The sequence below is a fragment of the Wansuia hejianensis genome (assembly GCF_014337215.1).
Lineage (GTDB): Bacteria > Bacillota > Clostridia > Lachnospirales > Lachnospiraceae > Scatomonas > Scatomonas hejianensis.
The window spans coordinates 2,637,752-2,658,390 of record NZ_CP060635.1; the positions used below are offsets into that span (position 1 = coordinate 2,637,752).

Annotated in this window: 19 protein-coding genes and 1 tRNA gene; 2 read left to right on the forward strand and 18 right to left on the reverse strand. The window is 51.5% G+C overall.

The genetic code is table 11. The features are described from left to right. Positions 1–26: 26 nt before the first annotated feature. From H9Q79_RS12295 to H9Q79_RS12320, 6 genes are all read right to left on the reverse strand, one after another. Positions 27–3,509, reverse strand: coding sequence for a DNA polymerase III subunit alpha (locus H9Q79_RS12295; protein ID WP_249328394.1), 3,483 nt, complete (start codon positions 3,507–3,509; stop codon positions 27–29). Next, positions 3,506–4,096, reverse strand: coding sequence for a class I SAM-dependent methyltransferase (locus H9Q79_RS12300; protein WP_118648110.1), 591 nt, complete (start codon positions 4,094–4,096; stop codon positions 3,506–3,508). Before H9Q79_RS12300 ends, H9Q79_RS12295 begins: the two co-directional genes overlap by 4 nt. Before the next feature lie 169 nt (positions 4,097–4,265). Continuing rightward, positions 4,266–5,108, reverse strand: a complete 843-nt coding sequence (locus H9Q79_RS12305; protein ID WP_118648112.1) for a CvfB family protein — start codon at positions 5,106–5,108, stop codon at positions 4,266–4,268. A 13-nt stretch (positions 5,109–5,121) separates the two neighbouring features. Beyond that, entirely contained in the window at positions 5,122–5,835 is a 714-nt protein-coding gene (locus H9Q79_RS12310) for an acyl-[acyl-carrier-protein] thioesterase (protein WP_118648114.1), read from the reverse strand. A gap of 83 nt (positions 5,836–5,918) precedes the next feature. Continuing rightward, a tRNA-Gln gene (locus H9Q79_RS12315) sits at positions 5,919–5,990 on the reverse strand. Between the two features lie 121 nt (positions 5,991–6,111). Next, a complete protein-coding gene (locus tag H9Q79_RS12320) occupies positions 6,112–7,293 on the reverse strand; it encodes a cation diffusion facilitator family transporter (protein WP_249328395.1) in 1,182 nt (393 codons plus the stop codon). A gap of 180 nt (positions 7,294–7,473) precedes the next feature. Between H9Q79_RS12320 and H9Q79_RS12325 the strand changes: the two genes are divergently transcribed. After that, positions 7,474–8,943 (forward strand): nicotinate phosphoribosyltransferase, encoded by a 1,470-nt coding sequence (locus H9Q79_RS12325; RefSeq protein WP_249328396.1) that lies wholly within the window; start codon positions 7,474–7,476, stop codon positions 8,941–8,943. 138 nt (positions 8,944–9,081) lie between these two features. After that, the gene (locus H9Q79_RS12330) at positions 9,082–9,645 is read left to right on the forward strand and encodes a M15 family metallopeptidase (RefSeq protein ID WP_118648116.1); all 564 of its coding nucleotides are present in this window, start codon (positions 9,082–9,084) and stop codon (positions 9,643–9,645) included. On the opposite strand, the gene H9Q79_RS12335 is transcribed toward H9Q79_RS12330, so the two are convergent. The 12 genes from H9Q79_RS12335 to H9Q79_RS12390 form a co-directional block, all read right to left on the reverse strand. Continuing rightward, the gene (locus H9Q79_RS12335) at positions 9,646–9,864 is read right to left on the reverse strand and encodes an HPr family phosphocarrier protein (RefSeq protein ID WP_118648118.1); all 219 of its coding nucleotides are present in this window, start codon (positions 9,862–9,864) and stop codon (positions 9,646–9,648) included. Between the two features lie 23 nt (positions 9,865–9,887). Continuing rightward, positions 9,888–11,162, reverse strand: coding sequence for a RuBisCO large subunit C-terminal-like domain-containing protein (locus H9Q79_RS12340; protein WP_249328397.1), 1,275 nt, complete (start codon positions 11,160–11,162; stop codon positions 9,888–9,890). A 175-nt stretch (positions 11,163–11,337) separates the two neighbouring features. Beyond that, positions 11,338–12,048 (reverse strand): GntR family transcriptional regulator, encoded by a 711-nt coding sequence (locus tag H9Q79_RS12345; protein WP_249328398.1) that lies wholly within the window; start codon positions 12,046–12,048, stop codon positions 11,338–11,340. A 38-nt stretch (positions 12,049–12,086) separates the two neighbouring features. After that, positions 12,087–12,713, reverse strand: coding sequence for a class II aldolase/adducin family protein (locus H9Q79_RS12350; RefSeq protein WP_249328399.1), 627 nt, complete (start codon positions 12,711–12,713; stop codon positions 12,087–12,089). 4 nt (positions 12,714–12,717) lie between these two features. Next, on the reverse strand, positions 12,718–13,500 hold the full coding sequence (locus H9Q79_RS12355) for a triose-phosphate isomerase (protein ID WP_249328400.1): 783 nt from the start codon (positions 13,498–13,500) through the stop codon (positions 12,718–12,720). Beyond that, positions 13,497–13,955, reverse strand: coding sequence for a ribose 5-phosphate isomerase B (gene rpiB / locus H9Q79_RS12360; RefSeq protein WP_118648126.1), 459 nt, complete (start codon positions 13,953–13,955; stop codon positions 13,497–13,499). Before rpiB ends, H9Q79_RS12355 begins: the two co-directional genes overlap by 4 nt. After that, on the reverse strand, positions 13,952–15,202 hold the full coding sequence (locus H9Q79_RS12365) for a Tm-1-like ATP-binding domain-containing protein (RefSeq protein WP_249328401.1): 1,251 nt from the start codon (positions 15,200–15,202) through the stop codon (positions 13,952–13,954). The genes rpiB and H9Q79_RS12365 overlap by 4 nt, the downstream gene beginning before the upstream one ends. Beyond that, positions 15,199–16,002: an N-acyl homoserine lactonase family protein gene (locus tag H9Q79_RS12370; RefSeq protein WP_118648130.1), complete on the reverse strand. Its 804-nt coding sequence runs from the start codon at positions 16,000–16,002 to the stop codon at positions 15,199–15,201. The genes H9Q79_RS12365 and H9Q79_RS12370 overlap by 4 nt, the downstream gene beginning before the upstream one ends. A gap of 40 nt (positions 16,003–16,042) precedes the next feature. After that, on the reverse strand, positions 16,043–17,062 hold the full coding sequence (locus H9Q79_RS12375) for a uroporphyrinogen decarboxylase family protein (protein ID WP_249328402.1): 1,020 nt from the start codon (positions 17,060–17,062) through the stop codon (positions 16,043–16,045). Positions 17,063–17,081: 19 nt separating this feature from the next. Continuing rightward, complete coding sequence (locus H9Q79_RS12380; RefSeq protein ID WP_249328403.1) at positions 17,082–18,062, reverse strand: ABC transporter permease; 981 nt, start codon at positions 18,060–18,062, stop codon at positions 17,082–17,084. A 13-nt stretch (positions 18,063–18,075) separates the two neighbouring features. Continuing rightward, entirely contained in the window at positions 18,076–19,029 is a 954-nt protein-coding gene (locus tag H9Q79_RS12385; RefSeq protein ID WP_249328404.1) for an ABC transporter permease, read from the reverse strand. Continuing rightward, complete coding sequence (locus H9Q79_RS12390) at positions 19,016–20,605, reverse strand: sugar ABC transporter ATP-binding protein (RefSeq protein ID WP_249328405.1); 1,590 nt, start codon at positions 20,603–20,605, stop codon at positions 19,016–19,018. The genes H9Q79_RS12385 and H9Q79_RS12390 overlap by 14 nt, the downstream gene beginning before the upstream one ends. Between the last annotated feature and the right edge of the window lie 34 nt (positions 20,606–20,639).

Consider the following 20,639-nt stretch of genomic DNA (forward strand, 5'->3'; position numbering starts at 1 on the left):
CACTCTAACCAAAATCCATTCTCATTCTAATGCATTTTTCCGCGTTTTTCAATGCCCTTTTCTACAAGTTTCACGTTTCCAGTGCCGTAATGTTCAGCCAGAATATCCAATAACTCTGGCCCGGCATCCACGCTTCTGCTGCCCGTCAGGCGCTTCATGGCTTTTTCCGACCGGATATACAGGACGACGCTGTCTTTCCCGTCCGACTCCCTGAGAAGCTCGTACAGGCCGGCAACCTCCTGTTCATATGCCTGCCGGTCTGGAAATTGTATCCAGAGTTCCCGCCGGGTATCGTCAAAGGGATAGATCCGTTCCAGGATCAGCTTGCTGGCCTTTTCCTCTTCAACCGATACTCTTCCCTCTATAAAAACTTTCGCGTCCTCGGATATAAGCTCTGCGTTCCGCTCATAATCCTTGGGAAACACTATGACTTCCACAGTCCCTACCAGATCTTCAACCGTAAGAAATGCCATGGTCTTATTATTCTTTGTATACTTTACGGTTTTATCCGTAATCATGCCGCCAATTATTTCTTTTGCCCCGTCCATTACTTTCGGATAACCTGATTCCTCATCGGGAAGGAAGTCTGTGGTCACCACGGAGATATTCTTTTTCCACTTTTCAGCATATTCCTCCAGCGGATGACCGCTGATATAAATTCCGATCACTTCTTTTTCAAATGCGAGTTTTTCTTCTTTTCCAAATTCCCCCACATTCGGAAGCTGGATGTCAAAGGCGTCCCGGTTGTCTTCCGGCATCAGTTCAAAAAGGCTCATCTGGCCTGTCAGAGAATTCTTCTTCTCCTGGCTGACCCTGTCAAGCACCTGGGCATATACCTGCATAAACTGTTTTCTCGTGCCTCCCAGGCTGTCAAATGCGCCGGATTTGATGAAGTTTTCCAGCGTGCGCTTGTTCACTTCTTTGCCGCTGAGTCGCTCGCAGAAGTCCCGCAGGCTGTCAAAGGGGCCGTTTTCTGTCCGTTCTGCCGCGATGGCCTCCATCACAGGCTTGCCGATCCCCTTAATCGCTGAAAGGGCATAGCGGATACTTCCGCCTTCCACCGAAAAGACTCCCTCGCTCCGGTTGATATCCGGGGGCAGGATCTGAATCCCCATCTGGCGGCAGTTCAATATATATTCAGAAACCTTGCCTGGATTTTCAATGCAGGAGGTCATGAGAGCAGCCATAAATTCCACAGGATAATAATATTTCAGCCAGGCGGTCTGGTATGAGACAATCGCGTAGGCTGCCGCGTGGGACTTATTAAACGCGTATTTCGCAAAATCGATCATATCATCATATATTTTATTGGCAGTCTTTTCGTCTATTCCCCTGGAAATACATCCGGGCACTCCCTCCTCCGGGCTGCCGTAGACGAAATTCTGACGCTCTTTTTCCATGACTGCGGCTTTCTTCTTGGACATGGCCCGGCGCACCAGGTCGCTCCGGCCCAGCGTATATCCGGCCAGGTCCCGCACAATCTGCATAACCTGCTCCTGATAGACGATACAGCCGTAGGTTGGCTCCAGAATGGGCTTCAGCTGCGGACAGTCATAGTGCACAGCCTCCGGATGATTCTTTCCCTTGATATACTGGGGGATGAAATCCATAGGACCGGGCCGATACAGGGAAATTCCTGCGATGATATCCTCCAGGTTCTGAGGCTTCAGCTCCTTCATAAAACTTTTCATTCCGCCGGATTCCAGCTGGAAAACTCCCTCGCACTTACCGGTACCGATCATCTGCAGGACCTGGGGATCGTTAAAGTCTATATTCATCATGTCGATTTCATGACCGCAGCTTTTCTCAGCCAGCTTCTGGGCATTTTGAATCACCGTCAGGGTTCGCAGACCCAGGAAATCCATCTTCAGAAGCCCCAACTCCTCCAAAGTTGTCATCGTGAACTGTGTGGTGATCGTCCCATCGGACGCCCGGGACAGAGGAACGTATTCATCCACAGACTTCTGCGAGATCACCACGCCGGCCGCATGCATGGAAGTATGCCTTGGCAGGCCCTCCAGGCGCTTTGCCATATCAATCAGATGGTGAATCTGCTCATCTCCCTCATAGAGCTTCTTCAGCTCTCCATTCATCTTAAGAGCCTTGTCAATCGTGATATTCAGCTCATTGGGTACCATTTTGGCAATGACATCCACCTGGGCGTAGGGCATATCCAACACTCTTCCCACATCCCGGATCACGCCCCTGGCTGCCAGCGTACCGAAGGTGACGATCTGCACCACCCGATCCTTGCCGTACTTGCGCACCACATAGTCAATAACCTCCTGCCGCCTTTCAAAGCAGAAATCCACGTCGATATCAGGCATGGATACCCGCTCCGGATTCAGAAACCGTTCAAACAGCAGATTGTATTTCATGGGGTCCAGCAGCGTAATCCCCAGAGTATATGAAACCAGGCTGCCCGCGGCGCTTCCCCGGCCGGGGCCTACGATAATATCATGGTCTCTTGCAAATTTTATAAAATCCCATACAATCAGAAAATAATCCACATAACCCATGGTTCTGATCGTGTTCAACTCATAATCCAGACGCTCCTGCAGTTCATCCGTCACAGGCTGGTAACACCGTTCCAGGCCCTCCCGGCAGAGCTTCACCAGATACTCCCAGGAAGAATACCCATCCGGGACATCATACTTGGGCAGCTTAGTCACCCCGAATTCAATCTCCACATGACAGCGGTCGGCTATCTTCTGGGTGTTCTCCAGGGCCTGCAGGGCATAGGGGAACAGCTGCGCCATCTCCTCCGGGGATTTTACATAGTATTGCCCCCCCTCATAGCGCATCCGGTTCTCATCCGCAAGCTTCTTGCCGGTCTGTATACACAGCAGGATATCGTGGGCGCCTGCGTCCTCCGCATAAGTATAGTGGACGTCGTTGGTGGCCACCAGCTCTATGCCTGTCTCCTGGCTCAGCCGCAGAAGCTGCGGATTGACCATCTGCTGCTCCGGAATTCCGTGGTCCTGCAGCTCCAGAAAGAAATTCCCTTTTCCAAAAATCCGCTCATACCGGAGGGCCGCCTTCTTCGCCTCCTCATACATATTCCTCGCCAGGCTCCTGGCCACTTCGCCGGCCAGACAGGCGGACAGGGCGATAATGCCCTCGTGGTACTGCTCCAGCACCTCCAAATCCACCCTCGGCTTATAATAAAAGCCCTCTACGAAGCCTTTTGACACAATCTTCATGAGATTGGCATAGCCCCGGTTATTCTCCGCCAGCAGCACCAGATGATAATACCGGTCGTCCCCGCTTCCGGCCTCCCGGTCAAAACGGGAGCCGGGGGCCACATATACCTCACAGCCGATGACCGGATTAATCCCCGCCTCCTTCGCCGCCCTATAAAAATCAATGCAACCATACATAACCCCATGGTCTGTGATGGCTGCACTGTTCATACCGAGTTCTTTCACCCGGGCAACATATTCTTTAATTTTGTTGGAACCGTCCAACAGACTGTATTCTGTATGTACATGCAGATGTGTAAAACTCATTCTTCTTCCTTCTTCACTAACACATTCAGCCACTGTCTGTCTGAAATATCCTGCCGGACATCGTCCGTGGTCCAGATATCCAGAATCTCAGCGTTGTCAAACTGGGACATAAGCCTCCGGATTCCTGACTTCGTATAATCACAGTAATACCGTCCTCCGTACATGCCGTCACGGTCTCCCTCATATACAGAAAAATAAAGGATTCCGCCCGGTTTCAGCGCCGCAAGAACCTTCTTCATAATATCCGGCATCTCATCCGAGGGCACATGCAGCAGAGACGCGCAGGCCCAAATCCCGTCAAATACCTCGTCAAAATCCATCTCTTCAAAGGTCAGATGCAGTACGTCTCCGTCGGTATAAATCTCCGCCAGCTCGCACATCCTCTTCGCCCCGTCCATAGGCGTTACCAGATACCCCTGCTCCTGCAGAGTGACAGTATCCCTTCCGGACCCGCAGCCCAGATCCAAAACCTCCGCACCCTCCGGCATCAGTTCAATAAACGGCTGCATAACCCCGGTCATATCCAGGTCTATGGTTTGCTCGTAATACGGTATGGCATACCGTTCATAATAGTCAAGCGAATCCACTGATTGGGTTCCTCCTCGTCCTCCTCGGCTTTCATTCATTGCCTGGTATGCAGATACGCAACCGGCAATATTGGATTAAGTATATCATAACCATTCCGGTGAAATCAAGACGGTTACCGCTATTTCTTCATTTAAACATATCAGCCTGCTATCCTACAGGAAGAAGCTTCTACAGCAGCCTTTTAATTCTGCCGCCTTCCTGGATAATTTTACGTTCTTTTAAAAGATGGCCAACCGCTCTCTTAAATGCCGCCTTTGACAAGCCTAACTCCTGATCGATGACCTGCGGCGAGGCTTTATCATCAAATGGAAGCTCTCCGCCGCCGGCCGCCGCCGCTTCCAGGATTTTCTCCGCATCTTCATCTATCTGCAAATAGGCTTTTTGCTTTGCGGTAACGGTCAGTTTGCCGTCCTCCCGAACCGCCGCAACACGGAGCTTCAGCTTCTGTCCCACTTCGTAGCTCCCCTGGGCGTCCTTTTTGGGAATCAACGCTGAATACCGGTCATCCACCGCAACAAATACGCCGAAATTACCGCTGATCTCATAGATCCTTCCTTCTACTGAATCACCGATCACATATGGGGATTGGGTCTTCAAATAATGATACACCTTCATGGTGGCGCAAAGCCTCTGGCTCTTGTCAATATAAAGGGCAGCCAGCACACTGTCACCTGGTTTCACCTTTCCAGTCTGCTCGCGGAAGGGCAGCAGCAGATCCTTTTCCAGTCCCCAGTCCAGGAACGCTCCGATTTTACCCACTTCCAACACCTGCAGCAGAGCCACTTCTCCCAGATGCAGTTTCGGTTCGCGGACCGTGGCGATCAGGCGGTCTTTGGAATCTTTATACAGAAATACTTCAATTTCCGTGCCTTCCTCTGCTCCCTCCGGAACCTGCCTGCCTGGCAGAAGTACGCGCTCCTTTTCTGATTCCTCTGCCGATTCAGCCAGATATACGCCAAATTCCACCTTTTTCACTACCCTCAGTAACTGCCTTTTTCCCAATTCTAACATGTCTTCTCCGTCCTTATTCTCTTAATTCCCCAATAAAATAGGGGTTGCTGTTTTTATCATTTAACGTGACCAGATAACCGCCGTCACATTCGGACAGCTTTGGAAACATCCAGTCCCCCAGATGAGCCTGCATCTTATATTCAGCCCTCAGCCGTCTCGTGCGGAAGCTTCGCGGAAGGCAGGAAAGTGCCATACGTACATACTGCCCGTTGTTCACATGATGGTTCGTATCCAGTTGGTATTCCTGGATCTGGAAGGATGGCAGTTCCTTCCCTCCTTCCGGGAGCCTGATCTTTCTGGAACCAAAATCATCCTTCAGCTTCAGGCCGGGTTCGAGTCCATAGGCATCTGCCAGCTCTTCCGGAACCCGTGCCGGACCGCCCTTATCCATATCCATGAGCACCCATTCAGAGTTTGCTCTTGCAACCATCCCGCCGCCAGGTGTCTCCATGGAATAATTTCTGTATCCCATGCAGCTCCTGAAGCCATACGCCCAGGTGCTTGTCTCCACCGGAGCACCCATTGCCGGATAAGCATCAATATGAATCTGCCAGGCTGCCAGGATCCATGCCAGACGGTGTTCCTCCATCCATTTCAGACCCACGTTTACATCCTCAGCATGGAAATTGCTGCAATCCTGAAAATAATTAATCAGACTGTAAAGTGTCAGCCTGCCATACTCATCAATCTCACTATAACGGATTCTGCCCGAAAAAGAATACTTCATTCTGCCCTCCTAAATATTTCGGAATACCCTGCGGTATAAATTAAAAAAGCCATTGCATTGTCTGCAACAGCCTTTTTTTGCTACTGGGCTACCTGGATTCGAACCAGGAAATGACGGAGTCAGAGTCCGTTGCCTTACCATTTGGCGATAGCCCAATCTCGTACAACACGATGTATTATACCTGAAGTCTTTTGAAATTTCAAGACCTTTTTTGCATTTTTTTACGGTTTTTACAGTCCCCTGTACTGCACCATCTCCGGATAGCCATGATATGGGTCATTTCTCCTCCGCCAGATAGCTTCTGTCCACTGTAATGACACACTGGTAACGGGAATCCACTTCCTGCATCAGGGCTGTCACCTGCTGCACCAGTCTGTCCTCCTCCTGCTCCGTATAGGAATAAGGCACCACCAGGTCAAAAATCAGGTTGATCTGCTCCTGTCCGAACACCACCCGGAAATCGTGAAAGCTTAGCTGGCCATCCAGAGCATGCAGGATATTCGATACTTTGCTTTTAATTGCCAGTACCCTGGCATCATGAAGCTCCACCGGATCCATATGGATCACCAGAAAAATTCCCAGCTTTTTCGTGACCTCCCGTTCTACGCGGTCGATAATCTCATGGGAGACCTCAATATCCACATCCCTTGGCACCTCTGCATGGATCGAAGCCATACTGCGGTTGGGCCCATAATTGTGAACGATCAGGTCATGAGTGCCCACAATCCCGTCATAGGATTCCACCAGAGTCTTGATATTCTCGTAAAGCTTCGGGTCTGTACCCTGCCCGATCAGAGGCTCCAGAGTATCCCTGGCAATGCTGATGCCTGACCAGACAACAATCAGCGACACGGCAATCCCGGCGGCGCCATCTATATTAATCCCCGTAAATCCTGAGATAATAATAGAAACGATCGTCGCGCTGGTAGTGATCACATCCCCCATAGAGTCCGCAGCTGCCGCCAGCATAACCTTGGAATCGATCCTCTTGCCCAGCTTCCGGTTAAAGACAGACATCCACAGCTTCACTCCAACCGATAAAACCAGGATCAGAAACGGCACCCAGCTAAATGCAATATCCTCCGGATTCCGGATCTTCTCAACGGAGCTTTTAAAGAATGTGATGCCCACTTCAATGACCAGAAACGATACGATCAGGGCTGATATATACTCCATCCTCCCGTGCCCGAAGGGATGGTCCCTGTCCGCCGGCTTACTGGCCATCTTGACGCCCACAAAGCTGATGACAGAGGAAGCTGCGTCAGAGAGATTATTAAAAGCATCCGCGGTGACGGCCATTGATTTCATGAGCAGCCCGATCAGGAATTTCCCCGCGAACAGCAGCACATTGCAAACAATCCCTACCAGGCTTGACAACACCCCATAGGAAGTACGCACCTCTGTATCTTCTGTATTCTCATAATTTTTCACAAACCTTTTCACTAAAAAATTAATCATTCTTACACCTTCTGTCAGGCAGACCCGCCTGGGATTATTTCTATTCTAACAGTTTTCCGTTGAACGTCAACTGTTTTCTTTCCGTTCCTCTTAATTGTATTTTCCTTAAAATGGTGATATACTGTCACTAAAAATACAGTACAGCCGGCAACACTGCAAGGGCTGCACACGGAGGAGATTATGAGAGCACAGAACCTGACCCTGCTGACGGATCTTTATGAACTGACCATGATGCAGGGCTATTTTAAGAATCCAACGGATCAGATCGTTGTCTTTGACGCTTTTTACCGGAAGAATCCCTGCGGAGGCGCCTACGCCATCTCAGTGGGGCTGGAGCAGGTCATAGAATACGTGCGGGATCTGCATTTTTCCCCTGACGATATTGATTATCTCAGGAGCCTTCATCTGTTTGAGGATGATTTTCTGGAATATCTGAGAGGATTTCATTTCACCGGCGATATTTATGCTATTCCCGAGGGCACGGTTGTCTTTCCCCGGGAGCCGATCATCAAGGTCATTGCCCCCGTCATGGAAGCCCAGCTCCTGGAGACGGCAATTCTGAATATGATTAACCACCAGTCTCTGATCGCCACGAAGGCTTCCAGAGTTGTATACGCCGCCCGCGGGGACGGAATCATGGAATTCGGCCTCAGAAGAGCCCAGGGACCGGACGCCGGTATTTACGGCGCCCGCGCGGCCATGATCGGCGGCTGTATCGGTACATCCAACGTACTGACCGGCCAGATGTTTAACGTGCCGGTAAGCGGAACCCATGCTCACAGCTGGATCATGAGTTTTCCCGATGAATATACAGCTTTCAAGACGTATGCCCACCTCTATCCCAACGCCTGCATCCTGCTGGTTGATACCTATGACGTGCTGAAGTCAGGTATACCCAATGCGATCCGGGTATTCAAAGAGATGCGTGACGCCGGCATGAATTTGACAGGATACGGAATCCGCATTGACTCCGGAGACCTGGCTTATCTATCCAAAAAGGCATATGAGATGCTGGAGGCAGCCGGTTTTGGAGATGCCATCATATCTGCCTCCAGTGATCTGGACGAATATCTGATTGACAGCCTTAAGGTCCAGGGAGCCAAAATCAATTCCTGGGGTGTCGGTACGAACCTGATCACCTCCGGCGACTGGCCTGCCTTTGGCGGCGTCTACAAGATGGCAGCCATACGCAATAAGGGCGACAGTGAATTTATACCCAAGATTAAGCTGTCTGAGAACACAGAGAAGGTGACAAATCCGGGCAATAAGACGATCTACCGGATCTACGACAGGAAAAGCGGTAAGATACGGGCAGATCTGATCTGCCTGGCCGATGAGGTATTTGACGAATCAAAGGATATGATCCTCTTCGATCCCATATCCACCTGGAAGAAAACGAAGCTGAAGGGCGGCACCTATACCCTGCGTGAGCTTCTGGTTCCTGTCTTCCTCCGGGGCGGCTGTGTCTACAATTCACCCTCTGTTATGGAGATCCGTGAAATCTGTACGAAGGAAAAAGCCACACTCTGGGACGAATCCAGACGTCTCGTGAATCCCCAGGAGGTCTATGTAGATCTCTCAGACAGGCTTTACCAGATGAAGACGAAGCTTCTGGAGGACATGAGCCGGAAGGCTATGAGACATGAATGAAAGGAATAAAAATCAATTGTAAATGAAGCATATCGGGGATTCCCCTCTCATATACTGTATGTGGACGTAACATTTTCCGGGCGCAGATAGCTGCAGGCGGGCGCTAAGACTTACAGGATCAGGAGAGGGGGATTTTTTATGGAATATTTCAGCCGGCTGGTGAACAGAGATTATCCGCTGCCACAGGATTTCGTGCCTGAAGATCTGGTTCCCTGTGATTTCCCGTTCCTGGCTTCCGGAGACGAAGAGAAACGGCTTCTCAATGCCAGAGCCGCGGCTTCCGCCAAAAGGCTTGTGGAATATGGAAAGTCTTTCGGCTGCCACCTGGTTGGGATCTCCGGTTACCGCTCCTACGCCCGTCAAAAAGAACTTTATGAGGCCCGCGTGCGGGAAGCCGGGGCGGAACACGCCGCCCGTTATCTGGCCCTGCCCGGCACCAGCGAGCATCAGAGCGGCCTGGCCCTGGACCTCTCCTGCCCGGCCGTACATATGGAACTGGAAGAGAGCTTCGCTGACACCGACGAGGGCAGATGGCTAAAGGCCTATGCCCCTATGTTCGGCTTTATCATCCGTTATCCGAAGGGAAAGGAAGCCGTGACGGGATATGCCTGGGAGCCCTGGCATATCCGCTATGTCAGCAAATCCCTGGCCCTGTACCTGGCGCTCACCGGCCTGACGCTGGAGGATTATCATAAAATCTGACTATACAGCAAAACGGTCCAGCTGTTTCATAAATTCTTCATCCTCTGAAACTACCTTCACCGGATTAGAATAGTCAATTGCCATCAGGCCCAGCACGGATTTACCGTCAGCAATCTGGTTATCCATGGTGTGTACTCCGATATCCATCGGGGAAGCACAGGCCAGGTGCATGAAATCCCTCAGATCATTAGATGTGTTCAGTTTAATATACCGTATCATTCACTTTCTCCTTTCTCAGGCTCTCAGCCTTCACCCCAAAGCTCCAGGGCAGCTTTCAATTCTTTTGACTCCTTTGCGGCCTCTCGAAGAGGTATCTTCATTACCGCTGCGGCGATAGCCGCGCCCATAGCCCGCCCTCCGGCTTTTGGACCCATGGGATGGCCGATGATGGATCCTCCGGCTGCTAAGATCAGATCAAACCCTGCCTCCTCCACATATTTTTTCACCATCCCCGGATGTACTCCTCCTCCGATGACGGGAAGGGAGCTTTTCAGTCCATAATAAGGAAGCTGCAGCTTCTGAAGGATCTGCAAATATTTGGAATGCTCCAGAGGATAACCGCCATAGGGCGTGTTAACCATGACCATGTCGGCGCCGGCCATCCGTATCAGCTTGCCGGCCGCCAGCGGAGAACTCATGCCGCTGGAACTTCCTTCGTAAAACATACCGGCTCCGGCATTGTGCGCCAGCACCGGCACTGGCACCTCTGAGGCAATTTTCCGAAACAGACTGTAGCCTACCGAGGGATAATTCATCATGATCATCTCCGCTCCTTCTTCCAGAACTCTCTGCACAGTATCTTCAATCGTGGCGGCCCCATCTGTCACATTCACGATGTAAACCACTTTTTTACCTGTTTTTTCATATGCTGCCGCCGCCGCCTTCCGGTACCGGGCAACCCTGTCCCAGGGCCTGCTGTAGGCCACATTACCCAGCAGCTCATCATCTTTTATAAAATCCACACCTCCGAGGGCCACCTGATAGAAAACCTTCGCGCCCTCCTCCGGGCTAAGGCCGGTGCAGGGTTTAATCATATTCAGCAGCAGTGGCCTTCGTTTCACCTCCATGAGCTTTCTTATTCCTTCTGTCCCATACCCGGGACCAGAAAATTTCCGGATGAAGCTTTCCGGAAATTCGATGTCCAGGAGCTTTACCTGAGCCGACGTAGAAGCGTCATTTCCCAGCAGCGCCGTGAGAAGCATGGGGAAATCCTCAGGAATATTGGCCGAGGGATAAGCGATCTCCACCAGATACTGCCGTCTGCCTTCCACAGCCTGAGTGAAAAGGTCCAGTGACGGAACGTCAAAGATGCGCACAACTTTTCCCATATACTTTTCCCTGATATCCTCTGTGATTCCCGGGATAGGTACCCATGTGCCTACCGTCTGTCCGACTGCCAGCCGGGCGGCCTTTTTCACTATATCCTGCCCCTCCGGCAGCTCCAGATGATAGACCGCCGTTATAAATTCTCTGTTTCTGATCTCTTCCCCATATACATTTATATTTTTATCCGTCACTGTTTCCTCCTTCTTCAGCTCCCCAGCCTCCGTCCATAAGTGACCGGGACTCTTTTCATTCTGCTGTACCGCTTTCCGGTTCCTAGGAGATAAAAAAGCCGCCGCACGCAACAACATCAGATGTTGTATATCATGCAGCAGCTTTTATCCTGTTCTCACGGTATCCTGTCAGATACTAGTGATCGCCTGAATCAAAATATGCTTCCGAATCATAGGGGATGTCTCTGGACCGTTTGTCCAGGTTCTCTGACAACAGCCGGAACAGCGTTTCTCCTTCTCTCCGCCTCAGGGCTTCCAGGTAACTTTCGTGCTCCAGTATCATCCTCTCTCTGGAATCCTCGTCATTGATAAATTTCTGTCCGTAGATCAGCTTAAAAAAGGACAGCACATCCCACAGAGATTCTATCATTGAGCAAAGCTTTTCCATCCCACATGCGCCGTAAATGGTAAAATGAAACTCCCGGTTCAGCTGGTAGACCTGTTTGGCCATGACCTTTTCCTGCCTCACTACCTGTTTATATTCCTCATGGATCTCCTCCAGCCTGGAAACTGTCTCTTCTTCAATCACTGCGCAGGCCTGTTTGGCCGCAAGAGGTTCCAGAGCCTTCCTGATTAAATAAATCTCGCTCACATCCTCCTGAGTCAGCTTCACCAGCCTCGTCCCCACATACGGGATTGCTTCGGCAAGCCCCATTTTCTCCAGGGTATTCAGCGCTTCTCTGATGGGCATCTTACTCACACCCAGCTTGGCGGCCAGCTCGTCAGGATTCAGCTTCTCCCCCATATGGAGCTTCCCGTCCATAATCCAGTCCATCAGCTGATCCAATACCAAATTAGAGAGCAAATTGCGCTGCACCACCTGTCCGTTGGAATTATTTTTACTCATTGTAATACGCATATTTGATATGTCCACTCTTTACATATTTACAGGCCAAGCTTCAAAACTGCCGCTTTTAACAAAGCGACCCGTGCAGTCTCTTCAATTAATTCTGCCGTATGTTCCGCCCCGCAGGCATCCTTCCCAACCGCCACGATTCCGTGATCGGCCAGTATAAATGCCGGTAGCTCCGAATTCTCCCGGAAAAGCCTGTCCACCATAGGCAGATCTTGTTCCCTCACCATCGCCGCCGGCACATTCAGCACCGGGATATCCGCACACAGCTTGAGCTTCGCGTGCCATGTGGTACTTGGCAGATCGCGCCCCGTCTGGCTCCATCCGATAGAATACGGCGCATGTACATGCACCACCGCATTCACCCGGGGACAGATCCGGTAAATGTATCCGTGCAGCAAAGCTTCTCTTGTGGGCTTTCCCTTTCCCTCTACGAGATTGCCTTCAAAATCTGTGATTAGGAAATCATCCGCCGTACAATCTCCGAGGCTTCCCCCGCTGGCCTTCACCAGCATCAGATCCCCGCCCGGGATACGGGCGCTCACGTTTCCGCCGCTGCCTGCCTGTATACCCCTAGTATATGCCCTTCCAGCAGCTACCGCAAGTTCTTTTGCGATTTCTCTGTCATAATTTACCATGTATTTTTTCCAACTTTCCATCCATTTACTCTGTTCTGCTTTGCAAAACCATACGTATCAATCTGTTAAAGCTTTCTGCCTTCCAGGCACTCCTGCCAATAAATAATCCATCCACCCAGGGCTGGGAAATCAGCGGAACCACGTTGCCTGGATTTACGCTTCCGCCGTACAGAACAGGTATCACGGATGCCTTTTCCCTGCCGAAAAGCTCCTCCAGCACCCGCTTCATCCTCCGGTGTCTCTCATTGACGTATTCTTCAGCGGCGGGTATCCCGTTAACCCCAATGGCCCAGACAGGCTCGTACGCCACCCACAGCCGCCGGTGTTCCGTAACTCCCTGCAGCCCCATCTTAAGCTGTATGCTCAGCACCTCGTCGCTGATCCCTGCCTTCCTTTGCTCCAGCGTCTCTCCCACGCAGAGGAGCGCGGTAAACCCATGTTCCAGGGCGGCGCTGACTTTTTTCCCCTCTTCTTCGTCCGTCTCCCGGAATACATGACGCCGTTCAGAATGACCGATCTCCACAATATCTATCGCCAGCTCCTTCAGCATCAGAGGAGAAATTTCCCCGGTAAACTGTCCCTGCTCCTCCCAGCACATATTCTGCGCCCCCAGCCTGATATGCGAACCCTTCAGCAGCTCCCGCGCCGCAGGCAGGCTGGTATAGGAAGGTATCACAAAAAGCTCCGCCGTTTCCTCCGGAATGTCCCTGGTCAGTTCTTCCAGCTCCTTCAAATATTTCTCTGTCTCTGCGATTGTTTTATACATCTTTGTGTTCGTACCCAGATAGATCTTGCCCCGTTTTGTCATCTCAGATTCTCCGCTTCTATTTCCATGATAGCCTCTACCTTCGGAGTGGAGCTTCCGTCCTTGAAATCCAGCTCCAGCCACTTATCCAGAAGCCGTTTGGCCAGTTCCTTTCCAAGAACCCTCTCTCCCATGCATATTACATTGGAGTTATTGCTCAGCTTTGCCCGTTCGGCTGAAAATATGTCATGGCAGACTGCCGCGCGGATTCCCCGGAATTTGTTGGCGGTCATCGCCATCCCGATCCCCGTACCGCAGATCAGAACTCCCTGTTTCTGATAACCGCTGTCTATGATTTTCTGGCAGACCTTCCGGGCTATGTAGGGATAATAAGTAGGATCTTCACTGCTTTCACAGCCCACATCCTCCACGCTGATTCCTTTTTCCCGCATGTATTCCACCAGTGTATCCTTCAGCTCTACGGCCGCATTGTCGCAGCCGATCACTATCTTTCTCACCTGTTCACCTCCGTTCGGGCTTTCGCCTCCTTCAGTTCTTCAAGCATTTCCCGGGCCGCTTCCCTTCCCCAGCTTTCTGTATTGAGGTTTCCGGATATCTCTTTTATTTGCACCCAGGGATTTTTTAACATTTTTAATTCCCCCAGCAGGGCCGCGTCCACCTCCGGCTGATACAATTCTTCTCCCGGCCCCGTATTACCTCTCATTCCCTCTGTGGGAAGCAGGAGCCTCACGGGATAATCCACAGCCGCCAGCCGGTCTTTTACCTCTCTGGCTATGCTCCGCGCCTCGTCCGGCAGGATTTTAATATGAGCCATCTTATGATTGTGCATCATATAGACTCTCTCATCCATACGGTCAGGGAATTCTCCCAGTGCAAAGTCTACGAAATCCAGCCCCCCGGGAGTGACTACCAGCGGAACCCTGTTCCTGACAGCCTGGGTCAGCCGTATTTCCGACCTGGGACCGTAAGAAAAGCCCCCTCCAAAGTACCCGGATGTGATCTCATGCAGACTCATATCCAGAATGCCGTCTATAAACCCTGCTCCGGCCAGATCCTCCATGATTGGCCCTCCCGCTCCCGTGGAATGAAAGCCGATCGCCTGTACCCCATGTTCTTCCAGATAATCTATAGCCGCACAGGCTCCGGTGTTGGTAATCCCCATGAGCGTCACGGCTACTACCGGTTTTTCTCCTTTTTCCAGCGCGCAAGCTCCGGCCTTTACCATCCCGGCACAGCAGGAACAGGCATTCGCGATTATCCGCTCCGTCACCATATTCAGCCCTGTAAAATCACAGATGGAAGGAATCACCACAAGATCCTTTTCTCCCACCACATCCTCAAATTTCTTCCTTCCACAGGCGACAGTAGTTGCCATGACCTTAGGAACCCCTATGGGCAGCGACCGCATGGCTTCCGTGGCCATCTCAGTATTCTGCAGGCCTCCCACAGCTAATATTCCATCCAGTTGCCCCTCTCGGTAGAGCCGTGAAACCAGCAGGGTAACCGCGCCTCTCATAAAAGCAATCTTTTCCCCCTTGGTCTTACCCTCCAACTCTTCCCACCGCGTGCCGGCGGCCTCCGCAACTTCTTCTCTGGGAATATCATATCCATAGGAAGGGCCTGGCCCGGTGGCTACATCCACCACCAGTGCCTGCAGCCCTTCAGCCTCCACCCGTTCCCGTATGAAGGCTGCCTCCCTGTATTTTGTGTCACAGCTGCATACAATTACAATTGTTTTCTTCATTTTTTACCCAGTACCGGTGTCTCCCTGATTCTGTCCAGCAGCGCTTTGTCATGGCTCAGCAGCAGGAACGAAGAATCTTTCGCCCTGGCCTTCTGGTATTCAATACTTTTCCAGGATTCGACAATATTGTAGAATCTGCCCGGAGGAGAGATATTATAATGCAGTTCCGGAATCGGATTCAGGTTGCCCATGACGAAAATGGAATCTCCCGCGCAGATATAGGACCCTTCCTCAGTGTCCGCTTCTACGGACATATGGCCCGGCGAATGGCCGAAGGATTCAAATACACGGATGCCCGGCAGGATCTCCGTTTCTCCCTCCACAGTCTCAAAATCTTTCCCGGCAAATGGCGCCTCCACCCCGAGAGCCGGATGTTCATAGGATTTGTAGTACAGCGGAATAGGATGATTGGCAAATTCCCATTCCCTTTTGTGGCAGATGAAACGGGCGTTGATAAATTTGTCAAGGTAGAACATGTGATCCCAGTGCAGATGGGTAAACAGCACGATATCCACATCCGCGGGGGTATAGCCTGCCGCCTTGAGCTGGGATTCTATGTCCTGTCCCTCTTCCTGCCAGGAACCGGGATGGTGATATTTATCAGCCCGCTCCGTCCATGCCATTCCCGTGTCTACAAGCACAAGCTTCTCTGCCCCTTCAATCAAAAACGTGAAAACAGGAAGCGGGATCTTCTCATTCGGTACATCCTTCAGATAGGGAGCACATGAAAAATGATAATGGTACTGAAAAGGATTGGTGGGCACAAAGCCCGTGTTCATTGGTCTGACCGTAATTGACATATTAGTTCCTCCTTCTGTATGGTCATATATTGATAAAATTTTATTTCTTACCGTATTTCCTTCCGGCTTCTGTAAAAGCCTTCAGATTCCCCACCGGGGTATTCAGGTTGATTTCACATCCTGAACCCAGGAAAAATTTTTCCTCCGCACCCTTCTGAGCCAGCAGCCGCTTCACAGCTTCCCGTATTTCTCCTTCAGTTCCCATGGCAAACAGCGCGGGATCAATGTTTCCCCTGTAAATCTTATCCGGCATTCTTTCTCTCAGCCTGTCTATATCGCAGACATGGTCGAAATCCACCACGTCCGAACCGTTCTGAGCGATGGCATCCACGATATTTTCTATATTTCCGCAGATATGGGTCAGAGCCTTCGCCCCATGCTCATGGATTGACTGCACCAGCCGTTTTTCATAAGGCAGGGCGAATTCCAGATAACAGTCTCTGGATATCACATTCTGGGAAGCGGTGGCATGACCGTAAGCGATCATATCTGCTCCCGCCTCGATCATCGCAGCCGCGTAGGCACAGGATACTTCTGTGCATTTTTCCAACAGACGGTGAACCTCCTCCGGTTCCTCCAGCAGGGATACCAGAAGCTCATCCAGGTTATAGACCTGTCCCGCCACGTTCAGCGGTCCGTTGGTCCAGCCCAGGATATAAGCCTCATCCCCTATTTCTTTTTTCACCAGACTCACCGCCTCCACGACTGTTCTCATGGATTCTGTCGTATACGGGTCTGGAACCTTCACCTTGTCGGTTTCGCTCAAATCCTTCAGAAGATATTCCTTCAGGATTCCCGGTGTGTTTTCCGGCTGTTCATAGATGGTCCCCAACGCTTTTCCCTCACTGGAAATATCTGTGTGAAGGGCGACGCCGTCCCATCCGAATTTCCTATAGGCGCTGACGCAGGCTGCAGCCATGCACTTCGGATCTGTCATGTATTCTCTCACCGTCATCCCCTCACAGGCCAGCACATTTGCAAAAGCGATTTTGGGAAAGATCGGCGTCATGTCCGGCTTTTCTCCCGCCAGAACCGCCATTATTCGTTCTCTGGAATTCATACTATCCTCCATCTCAGTATTACTGGGTTTTCGCGACTGCTTTTTTCTTGAACTTTTCGTCTCTCGACTGCTTGAAGGTATCCATCAGCACCATCAGCAATATCACGGCTCCCACAACCATGGGCTGTGCCAGAGACGAAGTTCCCAGCAGATTCATGATATTTACGATAATTGTCAGCAAGATTCCTCCGAAAAGAGTGCCCAGCACACCCCCTTCTCCTCCCAGCATGGAGGTTCCGCCAATTACCACAGCCGCCACAGTCTGAAGCCCATATGCATCTCCCATGGCCGCCTCGGCTGCGTTAAGCCTGGCTGTCATTAGCAGCCCTCCTACAGCCGCCGTCATGGAGCAGAGTCCAAAAGCCATATACACGCTCCTGCCGGTATTGACCGCGGAATATCTGGCCGCCTCTCTGTTGGAGCCATAGGCATAGATATCCCTGCCCAGAGTGGTTTTCTGCAGGAAAAAATACACAGCTGCCACAATTACCAGAGCAAAGATTACGATGATCGGAATTTTCCCCACATAACCCGTGCCGAATACCGTGAACCCGGCCGGAAGGTCATAGATAACCGCTCCGCTCATCACAATGATGGATAAACCTTTCAGCACCCAGTTTGTGGCATAGGTAGCGATAAACGGAGGCAGCTTGATGACCGCCACGAGAAATCCGTTCAGAAGCCCTATGACAAGCCCAACCCCCAGACCTACCGGGAAAATCAGACCCGCCGGCACCCCCATCTTCAGAAGCTGGGCGCACAGGCAGCCGGCGAAAGCCGCGGTAGAACCCACCGACAGGTCAATGCCGCCTGTCAGCAGCACCGCCGTCAAGCCGGTGCTCAGGACAATCAGCGTGCTGGACTGACGGATGATCGTCGCAAAATTATCCAGCGTCCGGAAGCTCGGACTCATGACGGACGCAACCAGCACCAGAAAAAGAATGCTGAGAAGGCAGAAAAATGATTTGCTGCTTTTCATTCGGTTCCATTGTTCCTTCATGCTCATTCCTCCTTCAGCTGCGGCCTTTTCGCATCAGAGCATCCATGACAATGGCGCCCAGTACGATGATTCCGATGATGGCGTTCTGGTACATGGCAGAGACGCCTGATATGTTCAGCCCGTTCCGCAGCATATTCAGGAACAGCACGCCCAGTACCGTCCCGCCGATTCCGCCTCTGCCCTCGTTCAGTGACGTACCGCCCAGGATCGTCGCAGCCACAGCCTCAAACTCCCAGCCGGAACCTACGGTAGGCTGTCCTGACTCTACCCGGCAGGCGGTGATCAGGCCTGCTATTCCGGCCAGTAGGCCAGCAAACGCATAGGTTTTCACATAGTATTTCGTAGTATTTACCCCTGCCAGGCTCAGGGCCTCCGCATTTCCGCCCAGGCCGAAGATGTTGGTTCCGAACTGAGTCCGGTACAGCAGAATCCAGGAGCCTGCGAAAACCGCCACAGCGATCCAGATCGGCGTGGGAATCATGAGAAACTCACTTTCATAGACGTTCCGGAACACATGGTGCGAAAAATAAATAGACGATCCCAGCGTCAGCACCAGCGCGATGCTGTTGACGATATTCTGCATACCGAAGGTGGCGATGAACGCCGGCACCTTTCCCTTGGACACCAGAAGCCCGTTGGCCACTCCGATCAGCAACGCAAAACACACGGCTACGGGCGCCGCCAGATAGATATTCATGCCCGCCTGGGCCAACAGGATCCACATGACTGTCACAAAGCTCACCTGGGCGCCCAAAGAAAGATCTGTCCCACCGGTCAGTACAATCATCGTCTGCCCGATAGCCAAAATCAGAAGCGGGACCGACTGCCGCAGAATATTCATCAGGTTCTGCGCGGACAGGTAATTATCCGCCGCCGCTGAAAACAGAACCAGCATAATAATCATCATCCAGACAATCGGCGGAACACTGCCCAGAAACCCTTTCCATTTCTTATTATTTTTCTCCATTCACGCCTCCTGACTCCTGAAAGGCAGCGCCGGCATCCTCTCCGTCCGCAGAAACGCAGGCCGCAGGACGGCCTGCGGATATTCCCAGCATCATGGCCCCGATGGATTCCTGGTTAAAGTTCTCTTCACCGCGGACGCATTCAGCCGTGATGCTTCCTTCCGCCATCACATAGATTCTGTCGCTCATCCCGATGATTTCCGGAAGCTCGGAGGAAATCAGCAGGATGGCCTTTCCTTCTCCTGCCAGTCTGTCCATCAGCGTGTAAATCTCCATCTTCGCGCCGATATCAATCCCTCTGGTAGGCTCGTCAAAGATCAGGATCTCCGGCTGATTGCTCAGCCATTTTGCCAGCACCACCTTCTGCTGATTGCCGCCGCTTAAGTATTTACATTGTTTGTAGACATTCGGAGTGGCGATCCTCAGGCTTTTCCGGTAATCTTTGCATATTTCTATCATTTTTTTGTTGTTGATGATCCCCTTTGGGAAATAGCGCTTCAGGCTGACAGCCATGATGTTCCATGCCACGGAATCTTTCAGGGCCAGTCCCTGCTGCTTCCTGTCCTCGCAGACCATGCCCATCCCCATCCTTACCATGCGCAGCGGCGTATTCCTGCCGTTAATTTCCTGTCCCTTTACCTTTAACCGCCCTGATTTAACAGGGTCAATGCCGAAGATCAGTCGGGCCGTCTCTGTTCTTCCGGCACCTACCAGCCCGGCCAGGCCTACAATCTCTCCCTTTCTAACGCTGATCGTGACGCCCTTTACCCTTCCGGACCTGTCGCACAGGTCTTCTGTCTCCAGCACTTCCTCTGCCGGCTGATTCTGGTTGCGCACATACACAGAGGTCACGTCCCGGCCTACCATCATTTTGACCAGATCCTCATCTGTTTTCTCACCCACATCCACTGTGGAAATCTTCCTGCCGTCCCTAAGCACGGTGATCCTGTCTCCGATCTGGCTGAATTCCTGCATCCGGTGAGACACATAGATAATCCCGATCCCCTCTGCTTTTAATTTATGTATTTGAACGAACAGTGAATCAATCTCCCTCTCTGAGAGTGTTGCTGTCGGTTCATCAAAAACAATTATTTTCGGATTAAACGATAATGCTTTCGCGATCTCAACCATCTGCTGCTCAGCCACAGACAGTTTTTTAACTACAGACTTCACATTGATGTAATCGCAGTTCAGGGTATGCAAATATTCCTTCGCTTTATGTTCCATCGCCCTGTGATCAATCAGACCCAGTTTATTCTTGAACTCCCTGTTCAGGAAGATGTTCTGAGCAACCGTGAGATAGGGCACCAGGGTGAACTCCTGATAGACGGCCGCAATCCCCTTTTCCAGCGCGTCCTTCGCCGAGTTCAGATGAAGCTTTTCCCCCTTCAGGAAAATTTCCCCCTCTTCCGGGACATAGGCTCCCAGAAGGCACTTCGCCAGGGTGCTCTTGCCGGCCCCGTTCTCCCCCAGCAGGATGTGCACCTCTCCCGCCCGCAGGTCAAAGTCAATATGATCCAGCGCTTTCATGGCAGGAAAATATTTTGATATTCCTTTTGCTTCCAATACAATTCCCATAAAATCCTCCGCCCTTTTGGAGGGCGCCGCCGCA

Bases quoted from the DNA above. Each gene is read 5' to 3' on its own strand.
- H9Q79_RS12350 (WP_249328399.1), bottom strand. From the start codon at position 12,713: ATGGAAAGTTGGAAAAAATACATGGTAAATTATGACAGAGAAATCGCA.
- H9Q79_RS12330 (WP_118648116.1), top strand. From the start codon at position 9,082: ATGGAATATTTCAGCCGGCTGGTGAACAGAGATTATCCGCTGCCACAG.
- H9Q79_RS12385 (WP_249328404.1), bottom strand. From the start codon at position 19,029: ATGGAGAAAAATAATAAGAAATGGAAAGGGTTTCTGGGCAGTGTTCCG.
- H9Q79_RS12345 (WP_249328398.1), bottom strand. From the start codon at position 12,048: ATGAGTAAAAATAATTCCAACGGACAGGTGGTGCAGCGCAATTTGCTC.
- H9Q79_RS12335 (WP_118648118.1), bottom strand. From the start codon at position 9,864: ATGATACGGTATATTAAACTGAACACATCTAATGATCTGAGGGATTTC.
- H9Q79_RS12310 (WP_118648114.1), bottom strand. From the start codon at position 5,835: ATGAAGTATTCTTTTTCGGGCAGAATCCGTTATAGTGAGATTGATGAG.
- H9Q79_RS12370 (WP_118648130.1), bottom strand. From the start codon at position 16,002: ATGTCAATTACGGTCAGACCAATGAACACGGGCTTTGTGCCCACCAAT.
- H9Q79_RS12325 (WP_249328396.1), top strand. From the start codon at position 7,474: ATGAGAGCACAGAACCTGACCCTGCTGACGGATCTTTATGAACTGACC.
- H9Q79_RS12295 (WP_249328394.1), bottom strand. From the start codon at position 3,509: ATGAGTTTTACACATCTGCATGTACATACAGAATACAGTCTGTTGGAC.
- H9Q79_RS12305 (WP_118648112.1), bottom strand. From the start codon at position 5,108: ATGTTAGAATTGGGAAAAAGGCAGTTACTGAGGGTAGTGAAAAAGGTG.
- H9Q79_RS12375 (WP_249328402.1), bottom strand. From the start codon at position 17,062: ATGAATTCCAGAGAACGAATAATGGCGGTTCTGGCGGGAGAAAAGCCG.
- H9Q79_RS12355 (WP_249328400.1), bottom strand. From the start codon at position 13,500: ATGACAAAACGGGGCAAGATCTATCTGGGTACGAACACAAAGATGTAT.
- H9Q79_RS12320 (WP_249328395.1), bottom strand. From the start codon at position 7,293: ATGATTAATTTTTTAGTGAAAAGGTTTGTGAAAAATTATGAGAATACA.
- H9Q79_RS12390 (WP_249328405.1), bottom strand. From the start codon at position 20,605: ATGGGAATTGTATTGGAAGCAAAAGGAATATCAAAATATTTTCCTGCC.
- H9Q79_RS12380 (WP_249328403.1), bottom strand. From the start codon at position 18,062: ATGAAGGAACAATGGAACCGAATGAAAAGCAGCAAATCATTTTTCTGC.
- H9Q79_RS12365 (WP_249328401.1), bottom strand. From the start codon at position 15,202: ATGAAGAAAACAATTGTAATTGTATGCAGCTGTGACACAAAATACAGG.